General features: G+C 62.8%; 20 protein-coding genes and 1 pseudogene. 11 read left to right on the top strand and 10 right to left on the bottom strand.

Features of this window, described 5'->3' with window-relative positions; all coding sequences use genetic code 11:
- Positions 1 to 23: 23 nt before the first annotated feature.
- On the bottom strand, positions 24 to 1,244 hold the full coding sequence (gene alaC, locus UCMB321_RS20410; protein WP_040070238.1) for an alanine transaminase: 1,221 nt from the start codon (positions 1,242 to 1,244) through the stop codon (positions 24 to 26).
- 214 nt (positions 1,245 to 1,458) lie between these two features.
- Here alaC and UCMB321_RS20405 point away from each other — a divergent pair, with 214 nt between their 5' ends.
- Positions 1,459 to 1,956, top strand: a complete 498-nt coding sequence (locus UCMB321_RS20405) for a GyrI-like domain-containing protein (RefSeq protein ID WP_040070237.1) — start codon at positions 1,459 to 1,461, stop codon at positions 1,954 to 1,956.
- A 56-nt stretch (positions 1,957 to 2,012) separates the two neighbouring features.
- On the opposite strand, the gene UCMB321_RS31620 is transcribed toward UCMB321_RS20405, so the two are convergent.
- Positions 2,013 to 2,135: a hypothetical protein gene (locus UCMB321_RS31620; protein ID WP_280806661.1), complete on the bottom strand. Its 123-nt coding sequence runs from the start codon at positions 2,133 to 2,135 to the stop codon at positions 2,013 to 2,015.
- Between the two features lie 341 nt (positions 2,136 to 2,476).
- On the opposite strand from UCMB321_RS31620, the gene UCMB321_RS20400 reads away from it, so the two are divergent.
- On the top strand, positions 2,477 to 3,196 hold the full coding sequence (locus UCMB321_RS20400) for an SAM-dependent methyltransferase (protein ID WP_040070236.1): 720 nt from the start codon (positions 2,477 to 2,479) through the stop codon (positions 3,194 to 3,196).
- Positions 3,197 to 3,232: 36 nt separating this feature from the next.
- Here UCMB321_RS20400 and UCMB321_RS20395 read toward each other — a convergent pair whose 3' ends face one another.
- From UCMB321_RS20395 to UCMB321_RS20385, 3 genes are all read right to left on the bottom strand, one after another.
- Positions 3,233 to 4,453: an NHL repeat-containing protein gene (locus UCMB321_RS20395; protein WP_040070235.1), complete on the bottom strand. Its 1,221-nt coding sequence runs from the start codon at positions 4,451 to 4,453 to the stop codon at positions 3,233 to 3,235.
- A gap of 188 nt (positions 4,454 to 4,641) precedes the next feature.
- Positions 4,642 to 5,115, bottom strand: a complete 474-nt coding sequence (locus tag UCMB321_RS20390) for a GNAT family N-acetyltransferase (protein ID WP_040070234.1) — start codon at positions 5,113 to 5,115, stop codon at positions 4,642 to 4,644.
- Positions 5,116 to 5,124: 9 nt separating this feature from the next.
- Entirely contained in the window at positions 5,125 to 5,610 is a 486-nt protein-coding gene (locus tag UCMB321_RS20385) for a GNAT family N-acetyltransferase (protein WP_040070233.1), read from the bottom strand.
- 201 nt (positions 5,611 to 5,811) lie between these two features.
- On the opposite strand from UCMB321_RS20385, the gene UCMB321_RS20380 reads away from it, so the two are divergent.
- Together UCMB321_RS20380 and UCMB321_RS20375 are read left to right on the top strand one after the other, a co-directional pair.
- The gene (locus UCMB321_RS20380; protein WP_040070232.1) at positions 5,812 to 6,168 is read left to right on the top strand and encodes a YciI family protein; all 357 of its coding nucleotides are present in this window, start codon (positions 5,812 to 5,814) and stop codon (positions 6,166 to 6,168) included.
- On the top strand, positions 6,165 to 7,433 hold the full coding sequence (locus tag UCMB321_RS20375) for an RNA polymerase sigma factor (protein ID WP_040070231.1): 1,269 nt from the start codon (positions 6,165 to 6,167) through the stop codon (positions 7,431 to 7,433). Before UCMB321_RS20380 ends, UCMB321_RS20375 begins: the two co-directional genes overlap by 4 nt.
- A 169-nt stretch (positions 7,434 to 7,602) precedes the next feature.
- On the opposite strand, the gene UCMB321_RS20370 is transcribed toward UCMB321_RS20375, so the two are convergent.
- Entirely contained in the window at positions 7,603 to 8,361 is a 759-nt protein-coding gene (locus UCMB321_RS20370) for an SDR family NAD(P)-dependent oxidoreductase (protein ID WP_040070230.1), read from the bottom strand.
- A 118-nt stretch (positions 8,362 to 8,479) separates the two neighbouring features.
- On the opposite strand from UCMB321_RS20370, the gene UCMB321_RS20365 reads away from it, so the two are divergent.
- Positions 8,480 to 9,385 carry a LysR family transcriptional regulator gene (locus UCMB321_RS20365; RefSeq protein ID WP_040070229.1) on the top strand — a complete coding sequence of 302 codons (906 nt, stop codon included), beginning with the start codon at positions 8,480 to 8,482 and terminating at the stop codon, positions 9,383 to 9,385.
- A 41-nt stretch (positions 9,386 to 9,426) separates the two neighbouring features.
- Here the strand turns inward: UCMB321_RS20365 and UCMB321_RS20360 are convergent, their stop codons facing one another.
- Positions 9,427 to 11,040, bottom strand: coding sequence for an inorganic phosphate transporter (locus UCMB321_RS20360; RefSeq protein ID WP_040070228.1), 1,614 nt, complete (start codon positions 11,038 to 11,040; stop codon positions 9,427 to 9,429).
- Positions 11,041 to 11,348: 308 nt separating this feature from the next.
- Here UCMB321_RS20360 and UCMB321_RS31835 point away from each other — a divergent pair.
- The 3 genes and pseudogenes from UCMB321_RS31835 to UCMB321_RS20350 form a co-directional block, all read left to right on the top strand.
- Positions 11,349 to 12,098: pseudogene (locus tag UCMB321_RS31835) on the top strand (methyl-accepting chemotaxis protein); the annotation flags it as partial.
- A gap of 165 nt (positions 12,099 to 12,263) precedes the next feature.
- Positions 12,264 to 13,031 (top strand): methyl-accepting chemotaxis protein, encoded by a 768-nt coding sequence (locus tag UCMB321_RS31830; RefSeq protein ID WP_425338591.1) that lies wholly within the window; start codon positions 12,264 to 12,266, stop codon positions 13,029 to 13,031.
- Between the two features lie 123 nt (positions 13,032 to 13,154).
- Positions 13,155 to 13,613, top strand: coding sequence for a hypothetical protein (locus UCMB321_RS20350; RefSeq protein ID WP_040070226.1), 459 nt, complete (start codon positions 13,155 to 13,157; stop codon positions 13,611 to 13,613).
- A gap of 1 nt (position 13,614) precedes the next feature.
- Here UCMB321_RS20350 and UCMB321_RS20345 read toward each other — a convergent pair whose 3' ends face one another.
- Positions 13,615 to 14,418, bottom strand: a complete 804-nt coding sequence (locus UCMB321_RS20345; RefSeq protein ID WP_040070225.1) for a putative hydro-lyase — start codon at positions 14,416 to 14,418, stop codon at positions 13,615 to 13,617.
- Positions 14,419 to 14,739: 321 nt separating this feature from the next.
- Here UCMB321_RS20345 and UCMB321_RS20340 point away from each other — a divergent pair, with 321 nt between their 5' ends.
- Together UCMB321_RS20340 and UCMB321_RS20335 are read left to right on the top strand one after the other, a co-directional pair.
- Positions 14,740 to 16,035: an MFS transporter gene (locus UCMB321_RS20340; RefSeq protein ID WP_040070224.1), complete on the top strand. Its 1,296-nt coding sequence runs from the start codon at positions 14,740 to 14,742 to the stop codon at positions 16,033 to 16,035.
- Positions 16,036 to 16,156: 121 nt separating this feature from the next.
- Positions 16,157 to 17,401 carry an OprD family porin gene (locus UCMB321_RS20335; protein ID WP_040070223.1) on the top strand — a complete coding sequence of 415 codons (1,245 nt, stop codon included), beginning with the start codon at positions 16,157 to 16,159 and terminating at the stop codon, positions 17,399 to 17,401.
- A 68-nt stretch (positions 17,402 to 17,469) separates the two neighbouring features.
- On the opposite strand, the gene UCMB321_RS20330 is transcribed toward UCMB321_RS20335, so the two are convergent.
- On the bottom strand, positions 17,470 to 18,588 hold the full coding sequence (locus UCMB321_RS20330; protein ID WP_040070222.1) for a glycerophosphodiester phosphodiesterase: 1,119 nt from the start codon (positions 18,586 to 18,588) through the stop codon (positions 17,470 to 17,472).
- A 221-nt stretch (positions 18,589 to 18,809) separates the two neighbouring features.
- Here UCMB321_RS20330 and UCMB321_RS20325 point away from each other — a divergent pair, with 221 nt between their 5' ends.
- Complete coding sequence (locus UCMB321_RS20325; RefSeq protein ID WP_040070221.1) at positions 18,810 to 19,142, top strand: DUF2025 family protein; 333 nt, start codon at positions 18,810 to 18,812, stop codon at positions 19,140 to 19,142.
- A gap of 24 nt (positions 19,143 to 19,166) precedes the next feature.
- Here the strand turns inward: UCMB321_RS20325 and UCMB321_RS20320 are convergent, their stop codons facing one another.
- Positions 19,167 to 19,886, bottom strand: coding sequence for a CTP synthase C-terminal region-related (seleno)protein (locus UCMB321_RS20320; RefSeq protein WP_040070220.1), 720 nt, complete (start codon positions 19,884 to 19,886; stop codon positions 19,167 to 19,169).
- Between the last annotated feature and the right edge of the window lie 81 nt (positions 19,887 to 19,967).

Raw genomic sequence — 19,967 nt, 5'->3', positions numbered from 1 at the left:
GGCAGACCCGTTCGCTACGCAGGTTATTCCGCAGCGGTTTTCTTCAGCAGGCCATCGGCCCGGAACATCCCGCGAATCCCGCGCACGGCCTGGCGGATGCGGTCCTGGTTTTCAATCAGGGCGAAACGCACATGATCGTCACCGTATTCGCCGAAGCCGACCCCCGGCGATACGCAGACCTTGGCTTCGGCCAGCAGTTTCTTGGCGAACTCCAGCGAGCCCAGATGGGCGTAGGCCTCGGGTATCTTCGCCCAGACGTACATCGAGGCCTTGGGGTTCTCGACCATCCAGCCCAGTTCGTGCAAGCCCTTGACCAGTACGTTGCGGCGTTGGCGATATTGCTCGGCGATGTCCCGGACACACTGCTGGTCGCCTTCCAGCGCGGCGATGGCCGCCACCTGCAAGGGGGTAAAGGTGCCGTAGTCGTGGTAGCTCTTGATCCGCGCCAGGGCGCTGACCAGTTCCGGATTGCCGACCATGAAACCGATGCGCCAGCCGGCCATGTTGTAGCTCTTGGACAGGGTGAAGAATTCCACCGCGATGTCCTTGGCGCCCGGCACCTGCATGATCGACGGGGCTTTCCAGCCGTCATAGACGATGTCGGCATACGCCAGGTCGTGGATCACCAGGACGTCGTACTGCTTGGCCAGGGCGATCACCCGCTCGAAGAAATCCAGTTCCACGCACTGCGCGGTGGGGTTCGAGGGGAAACCGAGAATCATCATCTTCGGCTTGGGGATGGAGCCACGAATGGCCCGTTCCAGTTCGGCGAAGAAGTCCACGCCTGGCACCAGCGGTACCGAACGGACCTGGGCGCCGGCGATCACCGCGCCGTAGATATGGATCGGGTAGCTGGGGTTGGGCACCAGCACCGTGTCACCCTGGTCGAGGGTGGCGAGCATCAGGTGGGCCAGGCCCTCTTTCGAACCGATGGTGACGATGGCTTCGCTTTCCGGGTCGATATCGACCTGGTAGCGATCCTTGTACCAGTGGGAAATCGCCCGACGCAGCCGTGGGATACCCTTGGACGTGGAGTAGCCGTGGGTGTCTTCGCGCTGTGCGACGGTGACCAGTTTTTCGACGATATGCAGCGGGGTGGCACCGTCGGGGTTGCCCATGCTCAGGTCGATGATGTCTTCGCCACGACGACGGGCGGCCATCTTCAGCTCGGCGGTGATATTGAATACGTAGGGGGGGAGTCGATCAATGCGCGCAAAGCGGCGCGGCGAACCTGGGGTTGCCATGTAAACCTCTGACACGTAAGCGCCCGGAACCGTCCGAGCGACGTTGGCCACTGCGGTGGCCTGCGGGGCTGACAATAAGGGGGATGCTGGCCATCTGTCCAGATGGCTTGCGGAAAATATTTCCGACGGCGGACAAGTGCCGGGTCGGTCAAACGGCACGGCCATTTGCTTCTATACTGCCTCCGGAGTCGTTCCCCATATGGAGTTTTCACCCATGGACGCAGCACATAACCTTGGCTACCTGTATACCTTGCCAGAGCCACGTTTCGAGCATGGCCATTTTCGATTGATCGCCGGCCTGGGGGCGCGTTTTACCGCCGAGACCTCGGGCTCCATCCCCGACCTGTGGGATGCTTTTGTGCCGCACATCGGAAAAGTCCCCAGCCAAGTGGGTGAAGTGACGTACGGTATCTGTTGCAATCCGGACGGCCAGGGCGGCTTCGAGTACATCGCCGGGGTGCAGATCAGCAAGCTCGACGACCTGCCCGAGCTGTACCGCTGGGTGGAGTTGCAGGACCAGCACTACGCAGTCTTCGAACATCAAGGCTCGCTGGAAACCCTCAAGCAGACATTCGAGTTCATCTGGAACGACTGGTTGCCGCAGTCCGGTTACCAGGCGGCGGATGCGCCGGAGTTCGAACGCTACAGCGCCGATTTCAATCCGGAAAAAGGCACCGGCACGGTGGAGATCTGGGTGCCGATCAAGGCCTGAGCCCGCGCGACCTACGTTCTCCTTTGGCATAGGGGAGCGGGCTTCCCTATGCCCTTTCAATGTCCCTCCTTGTTGTCCTTTTGCGTTTTGGTTGCACGCCAGAAGTCGAGGTAGAGGGTGATCATACCGAACACGCTGATGCCCGACAGCATGAGCAGGCCGATCTGGGTATGGGTCATGACAAGTCTCCGGAAAACACCGCATCAGGCGGCGACCTGCAGAGAAATAGTCGAAACCGCGGGCAAATGACATCGACTATATGAAAGCTTTACGGGGTGTTCGCGCAACAATATGGGGCGAATACGAAGTGGGCTGAAATCGCCGTTCCGATGCCGCCAACCACTCTCTCGACCCCGTCGTCGGCTTTCGATCAACGGGACGTTCGGCTGCGCGCTACCCATTGAACCGCCGGTACTTTTGCGTATTCCAGCAAGGAATGTATTGCATTAAAAACATGAATTTTCTTTATTTTTGCAGGGCGACTACCTTGGGCTGAAGTCCCCGCCAAGAGAGAAAGCCCATGTCGTCCGAACACCTGGATTCTGCTCGGAAATTCGATGTGTCCCGTGCCGGTGAATACGCCGAGCAAAGCCGTATCGCCCTGGCTGGTTATGATGCCTGTCACGAGTTGGTCGCCTGCATGCTGGCGGCCAGCCTGGGCAGTGGGCGCGAGGCGAGGATTCTGGTGGTGGGTGCCGGCGGTACTGCCCAGGAAATCCTGACGGCGGCGGCGCTTGAGCCGCTTTGGCGGTTCACTGCGGTCGACCCCTCGGCCCCGATGCTTGAGTTGGCTCAGGCCAGCCTTCAGGCGCAGGGGCTGCTGGCGCGCACGCGGGTATTCCTGGGTACGGTCGAGGAACTGACCGACGAGCCGCCCTATGATGCCGCGACCCTGATCGGTGTGTTGCATCACCTGCCCGGCGATCAAGCCAAGCACGATATCCTCAAGGCGATTGCCACCCGGCTCAAACCGGGAGCCCCGTTGATTGTGGCGGGCAACCATCAGGCCTATGCCAGCCAGCCGTTGTTGTTGGCGGCCTGGGGCGAGCGCTGGCGTCAGCAGGGCGCGAGTGCTGACGCCGTTCGCGCCAAGCTCGGCAAGATTCTCCAGGGAGCCGATCCGCCACACTCTGAGGCGGCGGTTCAGCACCTGCTCCAGGAGGCCGGATTCGGCACCGCGACGCGGTTCTTTTCCAGCCTGTTCTGGGGCGCCTGGGTGGCATCGAGGAGCGCCGTATAACCGACATGACGTTGCCTTTCCCCAGGCGCTACGTGCTCAGTTGCCGTAACAGCGAATCAACGCCGAATGGGTGGCGTAACGTCCGGAGACCAGGATCTTGCCATCCGGCTGCAACTCCAGGTTGGAGAGGTAGCTGGTGGAGTCGCCGATGTAGATCAGGCGGCTGATCCCGTTATCGCCAAAATCAGGATCCAGTTCGCCGTTGCTCAAGTGGCGCATCAACCAGCAGCGGCTGCCGCTGTTGATATGACCGGCACTGACGATTTTCCCGTCTTCCTGCACCGCCAGGGCGAAGGATATATCCAGTTCCGGCAGCTCCCAGGGCACCCCGGAATTGAAGGTATCGTCCAGCTTGCCGTCGGCGCTGACGCGGGTGAGCAGGGCGATGTTGTGGGTGAGATCCGCGGAGCCGGTGACGACGATTTTCTGATCGGGCTGTACGGCGATATCGAAAAACGCGGCGTTGCCGTCGCGGGCCGGCTCCAGCTCCAGATAGCCGGCGCACCCGAAGGTCTTGTCCGGCAGGCCGGTGGCCCCGTAGCGCATCAGCATGGCCTTGCGGCCGCGTCGGCCGGCCACGATCAGCTTGCCATCGGCCTGGACCTGAACCGCCTCGAAGGCGATGTTCGGTTCCGGTGCCGTGACCACGCCGCAGGTGCCGAAGCGCGGGTCGAAACTGCCGCTGCGGTCGAGACGCACGATAACGTCGCGTGCCGGCTCGCCCACGGCGCTGTTCCTCAGGGCCAGGACGATAAAGCCGTCCTGGGGCTGCACGGTGAGTCGGCGGCCATAGCCGGTCCAGGGCGCCGTGTAAGGCAGGGTGACCTGACCGTTATCGCCGAAGTCGGGGTCCGGGGCGCCGGTTTCGGTGATACGAGCGCAGAAGACCTGTTCACCGGAGCGGAAGTGGCCGAGCAAGAGGAACTTGTCGTCTTCGTCGACGACAGCCTTGATCAGTCTTCGGCTGGAACTTCCGAGTGATTGGTTGAAGTCATGATAGTAAAGGCCGTCTTCGCTGAAGTCGGCCTGGGTGATACTTTCCGGGCGGTCTTCATGTACGCCGATAAACCGATGACGGCCGTCGGGTCGCAATAAAGAGGGACCGACAAAGCCAGGGCCTCTTTCTGAAAAAATAACCAGGCCGTCGCGGTGTTCACCAAATCCCAGATCAAATCTTCCGGCGCTGCCGGGGCGTTCGATGACCGCGGAGGGCGAGGTTTTGGGGGCGTTGTTCGAGATTCGACTTTGTGCATCCATGGGTATTGAGTCCTTTCAGTTTATTAAATGGCCACTTGAGTTAAATAACGGCTTATCAAGTAGCGGCACGTCGGCTTCCCGATGAAGTGGCGACGTGATCGATTTAATAACTGGAAGGTGAGTTTGCCCAGCGATCAAGTTTTACTGTAAATGACCAACTGATCTCATAGTTATGGCCACCCACAACTTCAAAGTGCCAAGGCCAATCTTCGTTCGCCGCGATAGGCTTCGCCGGTATCGACCCAACCCTGTTTCAGGTAAAGGTTCATTGCTGCTTTGTTATTCGTTCCTACCGACAGCAGTAACTGACGGATCTGGGGCCAGGCCCGGCGTGCCGCTTCGGGCAGGGCTTGCAGGCAGGCCACGCCGAAACCCCGGCCTTGAACCTGTTTGTCGACTTGCAGGGCATGCAGGGTGGCGCTGCCTGCGCCGGCCCAGTGCGGCACGAAAGGGTGGCGCTTGAGCAGCAGGAAGGCCACCGGCATGTCCTCGTCGAGCAGGACCAGACCCAGCACGCCGTCATGGGGCTCGCGCGGCAGGGAGTGCAGGGCCGACCGGATGTCGCCGCAAAACTGCAGTTGTTCAGGATGGACTTCGAGGCCCTCGAGCTGCTCTCGCTGAAGGGCGGTCAGATCGGCGTAGTGGGCCAGTCGGGCGTTCATGGTGTCCCCTCAGAGTGGCAAGGCCAGCCTGCGCTCTTCACCGACCCGGCCGTGAAAGGTCTCGCCGCTGTCGACAAATCCCTGTTTCAGGTAGAGCCCGCGGGCGGTGTCGTTGTCGGCGTCCACCATCAGCATCAGATGGGTGGTGGCCGGCCAGGCGGCGAGGGCGGCGGCTGGCAGGGCTTGCATGCAGGCGCGCCCCAGGCCGCGGCCCTGGTAGCTTTTATCCACTTGCAGGCCATGCAATGTACACACGTTGCCGGTGGCCCAGGTCGGTGACGCGGGGGGGCGCTTGAGCAACAGGAAACCCACCGGCAGTTCGTCGGCCAGCAGTACGAAGCCCTTCACGTCATTTCCCGTGTGGGCATGCAGCACCGCCAGACCTTGGGCGATATCGCTGGAAAACTCCTTCTGCGCCGCGTCGACCTGGATCAATCCCAACTGCTCGCGTTGGGTGGGGGTCAGCGTGACGTAGTCGACAAGATCGGTTCTCACAGCGGCATATCCTATTTCCGGCAGTAGGGGACGCGGATTCTATCGGCTTTGTCGGGCTTGATATTATTTTTCCCGCAACTTTTCACACCTGTCGATTTCGCTCGCCCCCAGGCGACTATTCGTACCCCTGCTGATCGTCGATGGCCTTCGCCAAAGCTCGAAACAGCAGCCATAGTTGCTCGACCGCCCTGGAGACACTCCATGAAATACCTATGCCTGATCTACAGTAACGAAGAGCTGATGCATTCCCACCCCGACAGTCCCCAGGACCCCGAATGCCTGGCCTATGCCCAGTCGATCCAGGCCAGTGGCCGAATGCTTGCCGCCGAGCCGCTGGAGTCGGTGAGCACCGCCACCACGGTGCGCATGCGCAGCGGCAAGCTGTCCATCGTCGACGGGCCGTTTGCCGAAACCAAGGAGCAACTGGCCGGGTTCTATCTGGTGGAGGCCCGCGACCTCAACGAAGCCTTGCAGATTGCCGGTCATATCCCGGCCGCCCGGGTGGGCAGTGTGGAAGTGCGGCCGGTGCGGGCGCTCAACCTGGGGTTGCCGGATTGACCCTCGACGCCGATAGCGTCAAGCAGCAGGTCGAGGCGGTTTATCGACAGGAGTCACGGCGGATCCTGGCGACCCTGATCCGTTTGCTCGGGGATTTCGACCTGGCGGAGGAGGCCTTGCACGAAGCCTTCTTCATCGCCGTCGAACGCTGGCAGCGCGATGGCGTGCCGGCCAATCCCCGTGCCTGGCTGGTCTCCACCGGGCGTTTCAAGGCCATCGATGTGCTGCGCCGACGGGCACGCTTTGCCGCGTCCCGGGAGCAGTTGATCGCCCAGGCCGAAGCGCTGGAGCAAGGTGAATGGTGCGACGAGGATGTCGAGGACGATCGGCTGCGGCTGATTTTTACCTGCTGCCACCCGGCGCTGTCGGCGGATGCCCAGGTGCCACTGACGTTGCGCGAAGTCTGCGACCTGACCACGGAAGAAATTGCCCGGGCCTTTCTTTCCAGCCCCTCGACCATCGCCCAGCGCATCGTCCGGGCCAAGACCAAGATTCGCGATGCGAAGATTCCTTACCAGGTGCCTTCCCGGGCGGAGTTGCCTGAGCGCCTGGACAGTGTGTTGCGGGTTATCTACCTGGTGTTCAACGAGGGCTACTCGGCGTCCCTGGGGGCCAACCTGACCCGCGATGACCTGACGGCGGAAGCCATTCGTCTTGGGCGCCTGTTGCTGGAGTTGTTGCCCGATCCCGAGGTCATGGGCTTGCTGGCGTTGATGCTGCTGCATGAGTCGCGGCGCCAGGCGCGGGTCTCCGGGAACGGGGAACTGGTGCTGCTCGATGCCCAGGATCGCTCGTGCTGGGACCCGGTGCTGATTGCCGAAGGCTGTGCCCTGGTGGAACGGGCTCTGGCCACGGGACGTTTCGGGCCCTACGGCTTGCAGGCCGCGATAGCCGCCGTACATGCCGAATCGGCGACGGCCGAGGACACCGACTGGCGGCAGATCGTCGGGCTCTATGACCTGTTGCTGCGGGTGGTGCCCTCGGCGGTGATAGAACTCAACCGGGCGGTGGCGGTGGCCATGCGCGATGGCCCCTTGGCGGGGCTTGAGCTGGTGGAGGGCATCCTCGGGCGCGGCGAATTGCTGGACTATCATCTGGCGCATTCGGCGCGGGCGGATTTCTGCCGGCGGCTGGGGCGGGTGGAACAGGCGCGCGAGGCTTACCAGCGTGCGCTGGAATTGACGCAGCAGGCGCCGGAGCGGCGTTTTATCGAGCGCCGGCTGGAGGAGTTGAAAGGCGCCGAGGGCGTACCGCGAAACCTGTAGGCGTCTACCGACAGCGGCGGTGAATGTGACATCGCTATCGCCAGCAAGCCGGCTCCCACAAGTCGGCGTCTCACTGCAAAGTATCGTGTTGCCACAACCCCAGTGGGAGCTGGCTTGTCGGGACGCCGCACCGCAGCGATGGCGTCAGTCCAGGCACCGCCCGCCGTCTTTACAGGAACATGCCACCCGAGGCCTCGATCCGCTGCCCGGTGATCCACTGGCCAGCGTCGCCCAGCAGCAGCGCGATGGCCCCGCCGATATCGTCCGGCAAGCCGGCACGGCCCAGCGCGGTGTTGGCCGCGACATAGGTATTCAGGTCCTGGTTATCGCGCACGGCGCCGCCCCCGAAATCGGTCTCGATGGCACCGGGGGCCAGGCAGTTCACACTGATCCCGCGCGCTCCGAGTTCCTTGGCCTGGTAACGGGTCAAGGTTTCCATTGCCCCCTTCATCGCCGCATAGGCACCGTATCCCGGCAGGCTGAAGCGCGCCAGGCCGCTGGAAATATTGACGATACGGCCGCCGTCGGCCAGCAGCGGCAAGAGTTTCTGGGTCAGGAAAAACGGCCCCTTGAAGTGCACGTTCAGCAATTGGTCGAACTGCTCTTCACTGGTCTCGGCGAACAGGGCATGCACCCCGACCCCAGCGTTGTTGACCAGGAAATCAAAGCGCTCGCGAGCAAAGACAGTGGCCAGCACCTTGGCCACGGCCTCGCTGAAAGCCTTGAAACCGTCGATCCGGCCCACGTCCAGTTGCAGCATGGCGGCGCGGCCACCGAGTTTTTCGATTTCGGCCGCCACGGCCTGGGCGTCGTCGGCCCGGCTGTTGTAGGTGCCGATGATATCGACACCTTGGGCGGCCAGGTGCAGCGCGGTGCTTTTGCCCAGGCCGCGACTGGCTCCGGTGATCAGGGCGATTTTGCGAGTCATGTGGTGTTCCTCGAGGGGTGATGACGTGAGGAGAGTGTATTTATCCGGTCTGGATTGGATAAATGGTGCTGAATCGGAAACACTGATCGCCTATGCCGAACAATAGGGAAGCGCCGTCATGAACAAGCTGGACCTGTTGCGGACCTTTATCCGGGTCACCGAACTGTCGAGTTTCACCCAGGCGGGGGAAAGTCTCGGCTTGCCCAGGTCCAGTGTGTCCGAGCACGTCCAGGCGCTGGAGGAGCTGGTGGGCACGCGCCTGTTGCAGCGCACCACGCGCAAGGTCCAGGCGACCCAGGACGGCCTGGTGCTGTATGAACGCAGCAAGGACCTGCTGGCGCAGATGGATGAGCTGCAAGGCCTGTTTCGTCAGGATGCGGCCCTGCTCGCCGGGCGTATTCGGTTCGACATGCCCAGTGTCATGGCCCGTCGTGTGATCATGTCGCGCCTGCCGGAGTTCATGGCCCGTCATCCGCTGATCGAGCTGGAGATCAGCGGCACCGACCGCCGCGTCGACCTGCTGAGTGAAGGGTTCGATTGTGTGCTGCGGGTCGGCGCGCAACCCGATCAATCGGTGGTGGCTCGGCATTTGTGCGCGCTACGAATGGTCAACTGCGTCAGTCCCGCCTATCTGCAGCGTTATGGCCGACCGGAGTCCGTCGCCGATCTGGCCAACCATCGGTTGGTGCACTATGTCGGCGTGCTGGGCGCCCGCTCCTCGGGGTTCGAGTACCTGCACAACGGCAAGCTGCAACAGGTGCCGATGGCCGGCAGTGTCACGGTGAACAATATCGATTGCTATGAAGCGGCTTGCCTGGGCGGGTTCGGCCTGATCCAGGCGCCGTACTCCGGCATGCGCAAGCATCTGGACAGCGGTGCATTGGTCGAGGTGTTGCCCGACTGTCTGCCGGCGCCGCTGGAGGTGTCGCTGCTGTATGCCCAGCAACGCCATTTGCCCCGGCGGGTGCGGGTGTTCATGGCGTGGTTGGGGCAGGTGATGCAGGAGGATCTGGCTGACGCTTGAAGCAGACCGCATGCCATGGGCATGCGGTCCCGGGGCAGGGCTCAGAACAGCTTCGTGAACAACCAGTACAGGCTGCCCGACAACAGGATCGCCGCCGGCAGGGTCAGGACCCAGGCCATGACCAGGTTGCGGATGGTGCGCATCTGCAGGCCACCGCCGTTGGCGACCATGGTCCCGGCCACGCCCGAGGACAGGACGTGGGTGGTGGACACCGGCAAGCCGTACATGTCCGCCGCGCCGATGGTCAGCATGGCGACCATTTCCGCCGAGGCGCCCTGGGCGTAGGTCAGGTGGCTCTTGCCGATCTTCTCGCCCACGGTGACCACGATACGCTTCCAGCCGACCATGGTGCCCAGGCCCAGGGCGATGGCCACGGCAATCTTCACCCACAGCGGAATGAAGCGGGTGGCGCCGTCGATCTGCTGCTTGAACAGCTGCAGCTTGCCCTGGGTGTCGGCATCGAAGTTGCCGACCTTGTCCTTGTCCATCAGGCGGATGGTTTCGCTGCTCAGGTACATGTCGTTGCGCACGTTACCCATGGCTTCAGCCGGGACCTTGGCCAGCGAGCCGTAACCTTTGACTTCGGTACCGATGTCGCCGGCCAGGGCGGCCAGTGACGGGATCAGTTCCGGTGTCGCCTGTTTGCTGCGCACATACTCCGAGAGCGTCTGGCGCGGGTCGGCCGGGGCCGGTTGCGGCGCACTGCGCACCAGCGCCTGCTGGGTGACTTCGGCAACCGCGGCGAATTGCAGCGCCTGGTCGGCCGGCATGGTGCGGTTCAGGGCGTAGGCCATTGGCAGGGTGCCGACCAGGATCAGCATGATCAGGCCCATGCCCTTCTGACCGTCGTTGGAACCGTGGGCGAAGGACACACCGGTACAGGTCAGGATCAGCAGGCCGCGAATCCACCACGGGGGTGGCGCCTTGCCCTTGGGCGCTTTGTACAGTGCACGGTTCTTGACCAGCAGGCGCAGGGCCAGCAACAGCAGGGCGGCGCAGAAGAAACCCACCAGCGGCGACACCAGCAGGGCGTAACCGATCTTGATCGCCTGGCTCCAGTCCACGCCGCTGGTGCCGTCGCGCCCGTGCATCAGCGCGTTGGCCACGCCCACGCCGATGATCGAGCCGATCAGGGTGTGGGACGAGGAGGCCGGCAGGCCCAGCCACCAGGTGCCGAGGTTCCACAGAATGGCGGCGATCAGCAGGGCGAAGATCATCGCGAAGCCGGCCGAGGAGCCTACTTGCAGGATCAGTTCCACCGGCAGCAGGGCAATGATTCCGAAGGCCACAGCACCGCTGGAGAGCAGCACGCCGAGGAAGTTGAAGCAGCCGGACCAGACCACCGCGAAATGCGGCGGCAGGGAATGGGTGTAGATCACCGTGGCCACCGCGTTGGCGGTGTCGTGGAAACCGTTGACGAACTCGAAGCCCAGGGCGATCAACAGCGCCACGCCGAGCAGCAGGAAGGGCGTCCAGGTGGTGACCACGGTGCCGAAGTCGTGCATGTCGTGCATCAGGCTGTAGGCGGTGAACAGCAGCCCCATGGCCAGCATCGCGAAAAAGATCACGGCGGTGAGGACGCGGGGTTTGCTTTCGAGCTGGGGTTTGCCTGTGTCCTGGGCGGGCGAGGCGGCAGTCAATGACGGGGTGGCCATGCCGTAAATCCTTTTTGAGAACGGATGCCAGACATGATCGTTGCAAAATGTTACAGACAGACTGCTCCAGGTCAGTAATCCTGGCGCTTGCGAAACGTCCGGCGTCGCCAGGATCCGGGAGCCCTCCGGGTCACCCGCCAGCGGGTTTGCGTGGACGTGAGGGGGTGGCACTTTTTTCACCGGACGACGGATATGATGCGCGCCATTGACCGATGGTCGGCTCAATTCAAGCGCCGCACTGGCGTGCCGATGGTAGTGATGTAACCCACTGAACTGCTTGGCCATGTGCCCGGTTGTCGCTGACAGGGATGTTCGACTGCTTGCGTTTCCCACAGGGAACGCTCAATCCTTGTCCAGAGATTCTCCCGATGTTGCAGAAATCCTTGAGAGCCCAAATTCTCACGCTCCTGAGCGGCAGCCTGATCGCCATGTTGCTGATCGCGCTGACCTGTTTCCACTTCCTGTCCAATGGCGTCCAGGCGTATCGCGACCTGATCGAAGGCCCCTTGCACACCTCGCACCTGATCGACGAGGCCAACGTGCAATTCAAGGCCCAGGTGCAGGAGTGGAAGGACGTCCTGCTGCGTGGCAAGCAACCCCAGGATCTGAACCGGTACTGGTCGCAGTTTGAAGCTCGCCAGCGCGATGTGCAGGATATTCTCGGTCGTCTGGCCGCCCAGCCGGGCATGGATGCACGGCTCAAGTCACAGATCGAGCAACTGCGTGAAGAACACCGTTTGCTGGGCAGCGCCTACTTGAAAGGTCGCGAGGCCTACCTGGCTGCCGGGGCCGACCCGAGTGCCGGTGACCAGGCGGTCAAGGGCATGGACCGCGCCGCCAGCGAGCAGATGAGTACGTTGGTCGCCCAGTTGCGCAAGCAGGGTGATGAACAGTCGATGGCCATCAGTGCCGAGGCCGAACGGACCATCTGGATCGGTATCCTGGTGTTGCTGGCGTCGGGGCTGTTGATCGGCCTGTTGAGCCTGTGGCTGATCAACCGCAATCTGGTGGCCCCGATCCGCCGCCTGATTGCCTATGTGGCGCAATTGAGCCATGGCAAGTTCGATGATCGCGTGAGTGCCAATCGCCAGGACGAGTTGGGTCACCTGGCGGTGGCGGCCAATACCCTGCGCGACTTCCTGGCGGAGACGTTCAGTCACCTCAAGCGCAGCACCTCGGACCTGGACGGCGCCAGCGGCGAGCTGAAGTCGATTGCCGGCCTGATGGCCCAAGGCACCCACGAACAGTTCGAGCGCACCGACCAGGTGGCCACCGCCATGACCGAAATGTCCGCCACCGCCCAGGAGGTCGCCCGCCATGCCGGGGATGCCGCGACGGCGGCGGATGATGCCGATCGCTCGGCCCAGCAGGGTGAGTTGGTGATGCAATCGACCATCGAGACCATTACCCGCATGCGTGGCGAGATCACCACCACCGCCACGGTCATTCGACGCCTGGAAGCCGACAGTGGGCGGATCGGCAAGGTGCTGGAAGTGATTCGTGGGATTGCCGAGCAGACCAACCTGCTGGCTCTCAACGCCGCCATCGAGGCTGCCCGTGCCGGGGAAGCCGGACGCGGATTTGCAGTGGTCGCCGATGAGGTGCGCAGCCTGGCCCAGCGTACGGCGGACTCCATCGCCGAGATCAACCAGATCATCCACTCGGTACAGACCGGCGCGGTGGATGCGGCGCAGGCCATCGAGGGCGGCCAGGCCCGCAGTGAAGAGAGCGTCGAGCAGGTGACCGAGGCCGGCGCCATGCTCGAGCGCATCACCACTGCCGTGGAAGCGATCCGCGACATGAACCGGCAGATCGCCACCGCCGCCGAAGAGCAGACCTCGGTGGCCGAGGACATTTCGCGCAACCTGACCGAGATCACCGCCATCGCCAGTACCAATCTGGACAACGTCAAGCGCACCGAAGCCGCCAGCCAGAACCTGCACGGCTTGTCGGGGCAGTTGAATGATGTGACGGCCCGCCTCGGGGCCTGACCCGCAGCCACAAGGATGTGGGCTTGTATCGGGGCGCTGACACGTGTGATACAGAATCACTCTCAATCATGCTGTAAAGCTGTCGATCATAAGACTGCCTATAACTGAATCGGGAGATCCTCCATGGTCGGCATCACTTCGGTCAACATTGCTTCAAGCGTTTCCACCACCAGCACCAACAAGACCACCGGCACCACCAGCAGTGACACCAGCAGCACCAGCACCACAGGGGCCGCCAGTGGCACCACCAAGGTCGACACCAGCCAAGTGACGGGCTCTGGCGGCGCGTCCGGCAGCGGCGGCAGTTCGAGCTCCAGCTCCTCTTCCTCCTCCGAGACGGTCAAGGAGCTGCAAAAGCAACTGGCCGATCTGCAAAAGCAGTTGCAGCAAGCGGAGCTGCAGATGCAGAAGGCCCAGTCGAGCAATGACAGCCCGGACGCCAAGGCCACTGCGCTATCGTCCGCGGAGTCGCAGGTGTCTTCCATTGCCGGTTCCATTGCGACGGTCACCGCCGCCCTGACCAACGCCTTGCAGGAAGAGGGCAGCAGCACCTCGGGCACTTCGGTGAACACCACCGCCTGAGTCAAAGGCTGTGATTGTGCAGATCGCTCACCAGCATGCAGCCCGGCGCGTGGGTGATGCACAACGGTGGGCGTGACGCCTGCACCACCGCTTGCGGGGTCACCCCGCAGGCCCAGAACACCGGCAGTTCATCGTCGGCCAGCGGCACGGCGTCACCGTAGTCCGGTGCGCCGAGATCATGGATACCGATCAGCCGCGGGTCGCCGATGTGCACCGGTGCGCCATGCACGTTGGGCATGCGCCCGGTGATCTGGATCGCCCGGATCGCATCGGCGGCCTTCAGTGGCCGCATGCTCACCACCAGCTTGCCTTGCAGGCGTTCGGTGGGGCGGGTGTCGATATCGGTCTGGTACATCGCCACGTTGCGGCCCAATTTGACATGGCGCAGATCGATGCCGGCCTCCAGCAAGGGTTGTTCGAAGGAGAATGAGCAACCGATGGCGAAGGCCACCAGGTCGTCACGCCAGAGGTGCTTGATGTTCTGCGGCTGCTCCGTCAACTCGCCCTGGCGATAGACCCGGTAGCGGGGCACGTCGTGGCGGATGTCGACGTGTTCGCCCAGGTGACGGAACAGCGGGTCCCCGGGTCGGGTGATGTCCAGTATCGGGCAGGCCTGGCGATTGAGGGTGCAGAAGCGCAGGAACTCGTCGGCCCAGTCCCCGGGCAGGATCACGATATTGGCTTGCACCCGGCCCTGGCCCAGGCCGCTGGTGTGGCCTTGATACTGGTCGGTAGCGATGTGTCGGCGCAAGGCGCGCGGCGCCAGGTGGCGCAACTGGTCGAAGGACAGCGCAGGCAGGTTCATCGGACGTCTCTCTTGTGTTGGGTCGAGGCCTTTTTAGGGCGCCGCGACAGCCTCGTCCAACGAGAAAATCTGTCATTGCGAACAAGAAAAACTGATCCTCGGTCCCGGACTGCGATCCCGGATTTCGCCAGGCGTCCCTGAGAGGGGCATCAACTTTTCTTATGCATTGACCGGCTTTTTTCCCGTTTGACGCTGTACCGCTCCGGCGCGAAGAATCCACTCCACGACGCAGCTCACCGCGTCGGCTCTCCACGACAACGCCTTCACAAAAAAACAATGAGGCATGTCCGTCATCTTCCCTTGCTGCCGCAGGAACCCTCCATGGAACACACCACGACTGACCACGTGCCTTCAGGGGCGAGCCGTGCCGGACCGTTCAGTTGGTACGGCCCACTGAGCAAAAATGAAAAACGCACCTTCTGGAGCTGCAAGATCGGCTATGCCCTGGACGGCATGGACACCCAGATGCTGAGTTTCGTGATCCCCACCCTGATTGCCACCTGGGGCATTTCCAAGGGCGATGCCGGGCTGATCGGCACCTCGACCTTGCTGGCCTCGGCGGCCGGCGGCTGGATCGCCGGGATCCTGTCCGACCGCATCGGTCGGGTGCGCACCCTGCAACTGACGGTGCTCTGGTTTGCCTTCTTCACCTTCCTGTGCGGGCTGGCGCAGAACTATAACCAACTGCTGGTGGCGCGCACGCTCATGGGCTTCGGTTTTGGCGGAGAGTGGACCGCCGGCGCGGTGCTGATCGGCGAGGTGATCCGTTCCCAGGATCGCGGCAAGGCGGTGGGCATGGTGCAGGCCGGCTGGGCACTGGGCTGGGGACTGACGGCCTTGCTCTATGCCGGCTTGTTCAGCTTTCTGCCGGCGGAGCAGGCTTGGCGGGCGCTGTTCATGATCGGCCTGATACCCGCGCTGTTCGTGCTGCTGATCCGCCGCTTGGTCAAGGAGTCCGACACTTTCGAGCAGGCCCGGGACGAGCGTCTGGGCCAGTCTGAAAAGCCCTCGCCCTGGGCTTTCTTCGAGATCTTCGCGCCACGCATGCTCAGCACCACCTTGCGTGCGTCGTTGCTGACCACCGGCGCGCTGGGCGGTTACTACGCCATCACCACCTGGTTGCCGACCTACCTGAAAACCGAGCGCGGCCTGAGCGTGCTGGGCACCGGCGGTTACCTGGCGATGGTGATCGTCGGCTCCTATGTCGGCTATGTCAGCAGCGCGTTGCTGACCGACGCCGTTGGCCGCAAGAAGAACTTCATCCTCTTTGCCCTCGGCTCCATGAGCATCGTCCTGGCCTACACCCAACTACCCATCGATAACACCTGGATGCTCTGGCTGGGATTTCCCCTGGGGTTCTTCGCCTCGGGCATTTTCGCCGGCATGGGCGCATTCCTGACCGAGCTGTTTCCCACCCGCATGCGCGGTTCGGGACAGGGCTTCTGCTACAACGCCGGGCGCTCCATCGCCGCGTTGTTCCCACTGCTGATCGGCGCGCTGAGTGAAACCCTGCCGATCGGCGTCGGCATCGGGGTGTTTGCCGCCGGTGCCTATGCGGTGGTGATCCTGGCGGCCCTGAGCCTGCCGGAAACCCGCGGTCGCCAGCTCGCGAGCTGAGTCCCGACGCACCCGGGCCACGTGGGCCCGGGCACTCCTGATCCTGACGTTTCAACCACATCGGTCGCGATCCCAACGCCCCCGAGAGGGTCGGCTCGCGCCCGCAACAAAGGAGCACAGCATGAAACCGTTCGATTATTTCTCGCGTTTGTCGGTACCGGCGGGCACGTTACTGGGCTTGGGCCTGCTCTGTGCGCCGGGTGCCCGGGCGGACTTCCTCGCCGACAGCAAGGGCAGCCTGGAGGCGCGCAACTTCTACTTCAACCGGGATTTTCGCCAGCCGGGATCGCGGGAAAAGGCCGATGAATGGGCCCAGGGTTTCCTGTTGCGCATGGAGTCCGGCTACACCGAAGGAACCCTGGGTTTCGGCCTCGATGCCCTGGGCATGGTTGGTTACAAACTGGACTCGGGGCGCGGCACGGCGGGCACCGGCCTGCTGCCGGCGGACACCCGGCACGGCGGCTCCCAGGACAGCTACGGCAAGCTGGCGGTGGCGGCCAAGGTGCGTTTTTCCAAGAGCACCTTGAAAGTGGGGAACATGCAGATAAAGGACCCGGTGATCATTTCCAACGACACCCGTCTGCTGCCGAGCACCTTCCAGGGCGGTTTGTTGAACGTGCAGGAAATTGACCACTTGAAGTTGACTGGGGGCTCGTTCAACCAGATCAAGTATGTCGACTCCACCGACAATCAGAAAATGACCGCCAACCGCATTGGCGGTTCGAGCGACAAGTTCCAGTTCGCCGGGGCGGATTATCAGTGGTCGCCCAGCCTGCTGACCCAGTACCGCTATGGCAAGTTGGAGAATATCTACCAGCAGAACTTCCTCGGCCTGGTGCATAACTGGGACCTGGGCCAGGGCCAGAACCTGAAGAGCGACCTGCGTTACGCCCGTAGTACCGAGGACGGTAACTTCCGTCCGCTGGATAACCGGGCACTGGGGGGCATGTTCACCTACAGCCTCAAGGGGCATGCCCTGGGGTTCGGCTATCAGCGCATGAGCGGCAAGGACCCGTACCCTTACATCGGGCACAGCGATCCGTACCTGGTGAACTTCGTGCAGATCGGCGACTTCGCCAATATCGACGAGCGTTCCTGGCAGGTGCGCTATGACTACGACTTTGCGCAGTTGGGCCTGCCGGGTCTGACCTTCATGACCCGCTACGTGTCCGGCGACAATGTGCAGCGCACGATTCCGGGTGAAGGCAAGGAGTGGGAGCGCAACACCGACATCGGCTATGTGTTCCAGGACGGCACGCTCAAGGGGCTGGGCGTGAAGTGGCGCAATGCGACGGTGCGTTCGAACTTCGGCAACGACCTGGACGAGAACCGCCTGATCATCAGCTATACCTTGGCGCTCTGGTAACGGTTATCGCTGGCAAGCCGGCTCCTTCAGGTTTGGCGGCGTCCTCCAAGGAGTACGCCGCCTCTTGCTCAGTAGCCGTTGGCCTCGAGGATCTGCGGCACGGTTTTCGGTGACGGGCGCTTGAAGTACTTCAGCAACTCGGACGAGCGGTTGGTGAAGATGCCATCCACTCCGGCGTCCAGCACCTTCTTGAAGTCCGTAGGCGTGTCGATGGTGTAGGCATGCACCAGCATGCCCTTGTCGTGGGTGTACTGGTTCATCCAGGGTTTGACCAGGTCCGAATAGCTCTGGTCGCCACCCTGGGTCAGCTCCGCCGACGGGCCGGTACCGATGGCGCCCTGGGCCTTGGCGTAGTCGACCCACTTCTCGAACTCGGCCTTGTCCTTGGGTTCCTGCTTGGCGTAGTAGGCGGCCTTGGTCTTCTCGCCGGAGTCGGCAAAGCTCACCTTCGACTTGGGCTCGATGCTGCCTTCACCGACCCACAGCAGCAGGATTTTCGGCGTGTCCGGCATTTCCTTTTGCAGCAGTTCCAGGCTGCTCTTCTCGAACGTCTGCAGGATCACCTTGCCTTTGGCCTGGCCGACCTGGGGCTGTTCCTTGGACACCACCGACGTTTGGCTCAGCAGGCCGCGTTCCTGCAACTTGTTCTTCAGCTCATGCTCGATACCGGGGAACTGCTTGGGCTCCTTGGTCTCGATGTACAGCCCCGGCTGGTGTTTCGGATTGGCCTGGGCGATGTCGATGATCTGGTCCAGGCTGAGGATTTTCAGGCCGACATAGGACGGGCGCGCGCGCTCGGGGTAGGCCTTGTTGAACCAGCTGCCGGCGTCCAGGGTCTGCAGTTCGGCCCAGGTGAAGGCGTTGGCCGGGCTGTCCTTGCGCTCCGGGAACTTGCTGGCCACGTCGGTGGTGCGTGACAGGTTGTTGTCGTGCAGGGCGAAGATCACCCCATCCTTGCTGCGTTGCAGGTCCATCTCCAGGTAGTCGGCACCCAGGTCGCGGGCCAGGGTGTAGGAGGCCGCGGTGGATTCCGGGGCGTCGAAGGACGCGCCACGGTGGGCGATCACGGCGGGATGGGGAATACCGGCTACGGCTGCGAGGTCGCTGGAGGCGCTGTTGGCCTGGGCGGTGCCGAGGCCCAGCAACAGGCTCAGCATCAGGGCGCTTTGGGTGAAGTTGACGGGCATGCTCGAATTCCTTTCGCGGAGGGTGAAGACTTCCTTTTAACAACGGATTGCTACAGCGGCTACCGCGAAACCGCCACAAACGTGCGCCAGATCCGGTTTTCGGCAGGTTCATCGGGTATTGTGTTTCAGGACTTGTCGCCTATTTCCCCGCCAGAGGGACAGGCATGCCCTGCGTGTAAACCATCCATCATGAGCCGTGCGGCTCTTCAGTGAGGTTTACCATGCGTATCACGTCCGAGCTCATCTGCCAGGCGGCCGACCAACTCAAGGGGTTTGTCGGCTTCAATCGCAAGACCGGTCAGTACATCGTCCGCTTCAGTGAGGACGCCTTCGGCATGGATGTGGCGGATGACGCCATCTTTCCGGCCTGCGAGTTTGTCTGGCGGCCGATCGCGGAAGAGGCCATGAGCCTCAGTCGCGAACGGATTCAGCTATTGCTGGCACAGAATATCGATGAGCGGATCAACATCAGCGAACCGTTGCGGGTGTACCAGCGGCGCGTGGACGTTCCCGAGATCGTGGCGCTGCGCCGGGCGATGAAGACTACGGAGTAAGCGGCGGTTGCGGGGTCTGGGCAATCATTGCCGCTGACTCGCGCAGGCCGCCAGGAATGCGCTGGCCAGTGCCGGGGTACGACCTTCCAGCGCCGCGCGTTCGGGTTGGAACAGGGTGGCGACGAAGAAGGGATGTCCCTTGAGCTCGATCGCCCGCAGATCGCCCTGGGCGTCGTGGCCGCTGGCGCGCAGGTCGCCGTCGAGCAAGGCGCTTTCGAACTCGGGGTTGATGCCGTAGCGGCAGTGGTAACCCTCATGGGTTTCCAGTGCCCCGTAGGCCTTGGCAATCAGCGTGCCGTCGACAAACCGGATGCGGTCGTGGGCTTCGACCAGGGAGCAGCTCAGCGGCGAAATCACCGCGCGCGGCGAGTCGGGCGCGGTTTCGCCATGCTCGGCGTCCGTCCAGCCCAGCACATGGCGCGCATATTCCAGGATGGCGTGTTGGAAACCGGCACAGGTGCCCAGGTACGGGCGTCGTTGTTCGCGGGCATGGGTAATCGCCAGCAGTGCGCCTTCCAGGCTGCGGTAGGGGCTGCCCGGGGTGCACCAGAAACCGTCGAAAAGACTCAGGTCGGTCTGCGGCGTGAGGCTGTCGGTAGCCAGCCATTGGGCTTGCACGTTCAGGCCGGCGGTCTCGGCCGCCCGTTGCAGGGCCTCGGAAATGGCGCGGTGAGCGGTGATCTGCGGGTCGTGATCGCCGATCAGGGCGATGTTCAGGACGGTGTGTGGCGAGCGTGGCTCCATGGATATTTCCCCCAGGCTTGTTGATTCCCTGAGCGAACTATAAGGTGGCGACGACGCATTCAATATAGGCATTTACCCAAG

It is taken from the genome of Pseudomonas batumici (genome assembly GCF_000820515.1).
Taxonomy (GTDB): Bacteria; Pseudomonadota; Gammaproteobacteria; order Pseudomonadales; family Pseudomonadaceae; genus Aquipseudomonas; species Aquipseudomonas batumici.
Note: the sequence above shows the minus strand (reverse complement) of the source record. Positions and strands in the feature narration are given on the sequence as shown.

Excerpts from the sequence above, each read along its gene's own strand:
- UCMB321_RS20395 (WP_040070235.1), bottom strand. The coding sequence starts at position 4,453 with ATGGATGCACAAAGTCGAATCTCGAACAACGCCCCCAAAACCTCGCCC.
- UCMB321_RS20405 (WP_040070237.1), top strand. The coding sequence starts at position 1,459 with ATGGACGCAGCACATAACCTTGGCTACCTGTATACCTTGCCAGAGCCA.
- UCMB321_RS20390 (WP_040070234.1), bottom strand. The coding sequence starts at position 5,115 with ATGAACGCCCGACTGGCCCACTACGCCGATCTGACCGCCCTTCAGCGA.
- UCMB321_RS20350 (WP_040070226.1), top strand. The coding sequence starts at position 13,155 with ATGGTCGGCATCACTTCGGTCAACATTGCTTCAAGCGTTTCCACCACC.
- UCMB321_RS20335 (WP_040070223.1), top strand. The coding sequence starts at position 16,157 with ATGAAACCGTTCGATTATTTCTCGCGTTTGTCGGTACCGGCGGGCACG.
- UCMB321_RS20365 (WP_040070229.1), top strand. The coding sequence starts at position 8,480 with ATGAACAAGCTGGACCTGTTGCGGACCTTTATCCGGGTCACCGAACTG.
- UCMB321_RS20370 (WP_040070230.1), bottom strand. The coding sequence starts at position 8,361 with ATGACTCGCAAAATCGCCCTGATCACCGGAGCCAGTCGCGGCCTGGGC.
- UCMB321_RS20360 (WP_040070228.1), bottom strand. The coding sequence starts at position 11,040 with ATGGCCACCCCGTCATTGACTGCCGCCTCGCCCGCCCAGGACACAGGC.
- UCMB321_RS20380 (WP_040070232.1), top strand. The coding sequence starts at position 5,812 with ATGAAATACCTATGCCTGATCTACAGTAACGAAGAGCTGATGCATTCC.
- UCMB321_RS20340 (WP_040070224.1), top strand. The coding sequence starts at position 14,740 with ATGGAACACACCACGACTGACCACGTGCCTTCAGGGGCGAGCCGTGCC.
- UCMB321_RS20325 (WP_040070221.1), top strand. The coding sequence starts at position 18,810 with ATGCGTATCACGTCCGAGCTCATCTGCCAGGCGGCCGACCAACTCAAG.
- UCMB321_RS31620 (WP_280806661.1), bottom strand. The coding sequence starts at position 2,135 with ATGACCCATACCCAGATCGGCCTGCTCATGCTGTCGGGCATCAGCGTG.
- UCMB321_RS20345 (WP_040070225.1), bottom strand. The coding sequence starts at position 14,418 with ATGAACCTGCCTGCGCTGTCCTTCGACCAGTTGCGCCACCTGGCGCCG.
- UCMB321_RS31830 (WP_425338591.1), top strand. The coding sequence starts at position 12,264 with ATGGCCCAAGGCACCCACGAACAGTTCGAGCGCACCGACCAGGTGGCC.
- UCMB321_RS20330 (WP_040070222.1), bottom strand. The coding sequence starts at position 18,588 with ATGCCCGTCAACTTCACCCAAAGCGCCCTGATGCTGAGCCTGTTGCTG.
- alaC (WP_040070238.1), bottom strand. The coding sequence starts at position 1,244 with ATGGCAACCCCAGGTTCGCCGCGCCGCTTTGCGCGCATTGATCGACTC.
- UCMB321_RS20400 (WP_040070236.1), top strand. The coding sequence starts at position 2,477 with ATGTCGTCCGAACACCTGGATTCTGCTCGGAAATTCGATGTGTCCCGT.
- UCMB321_RS20320 (WP_040070220.1), bottom strand. The coding sequence starts at position 19,886 with ATGGAGCCACGCTCGCCACACACCGTCCTGAACATCGCCCTGATCGGC.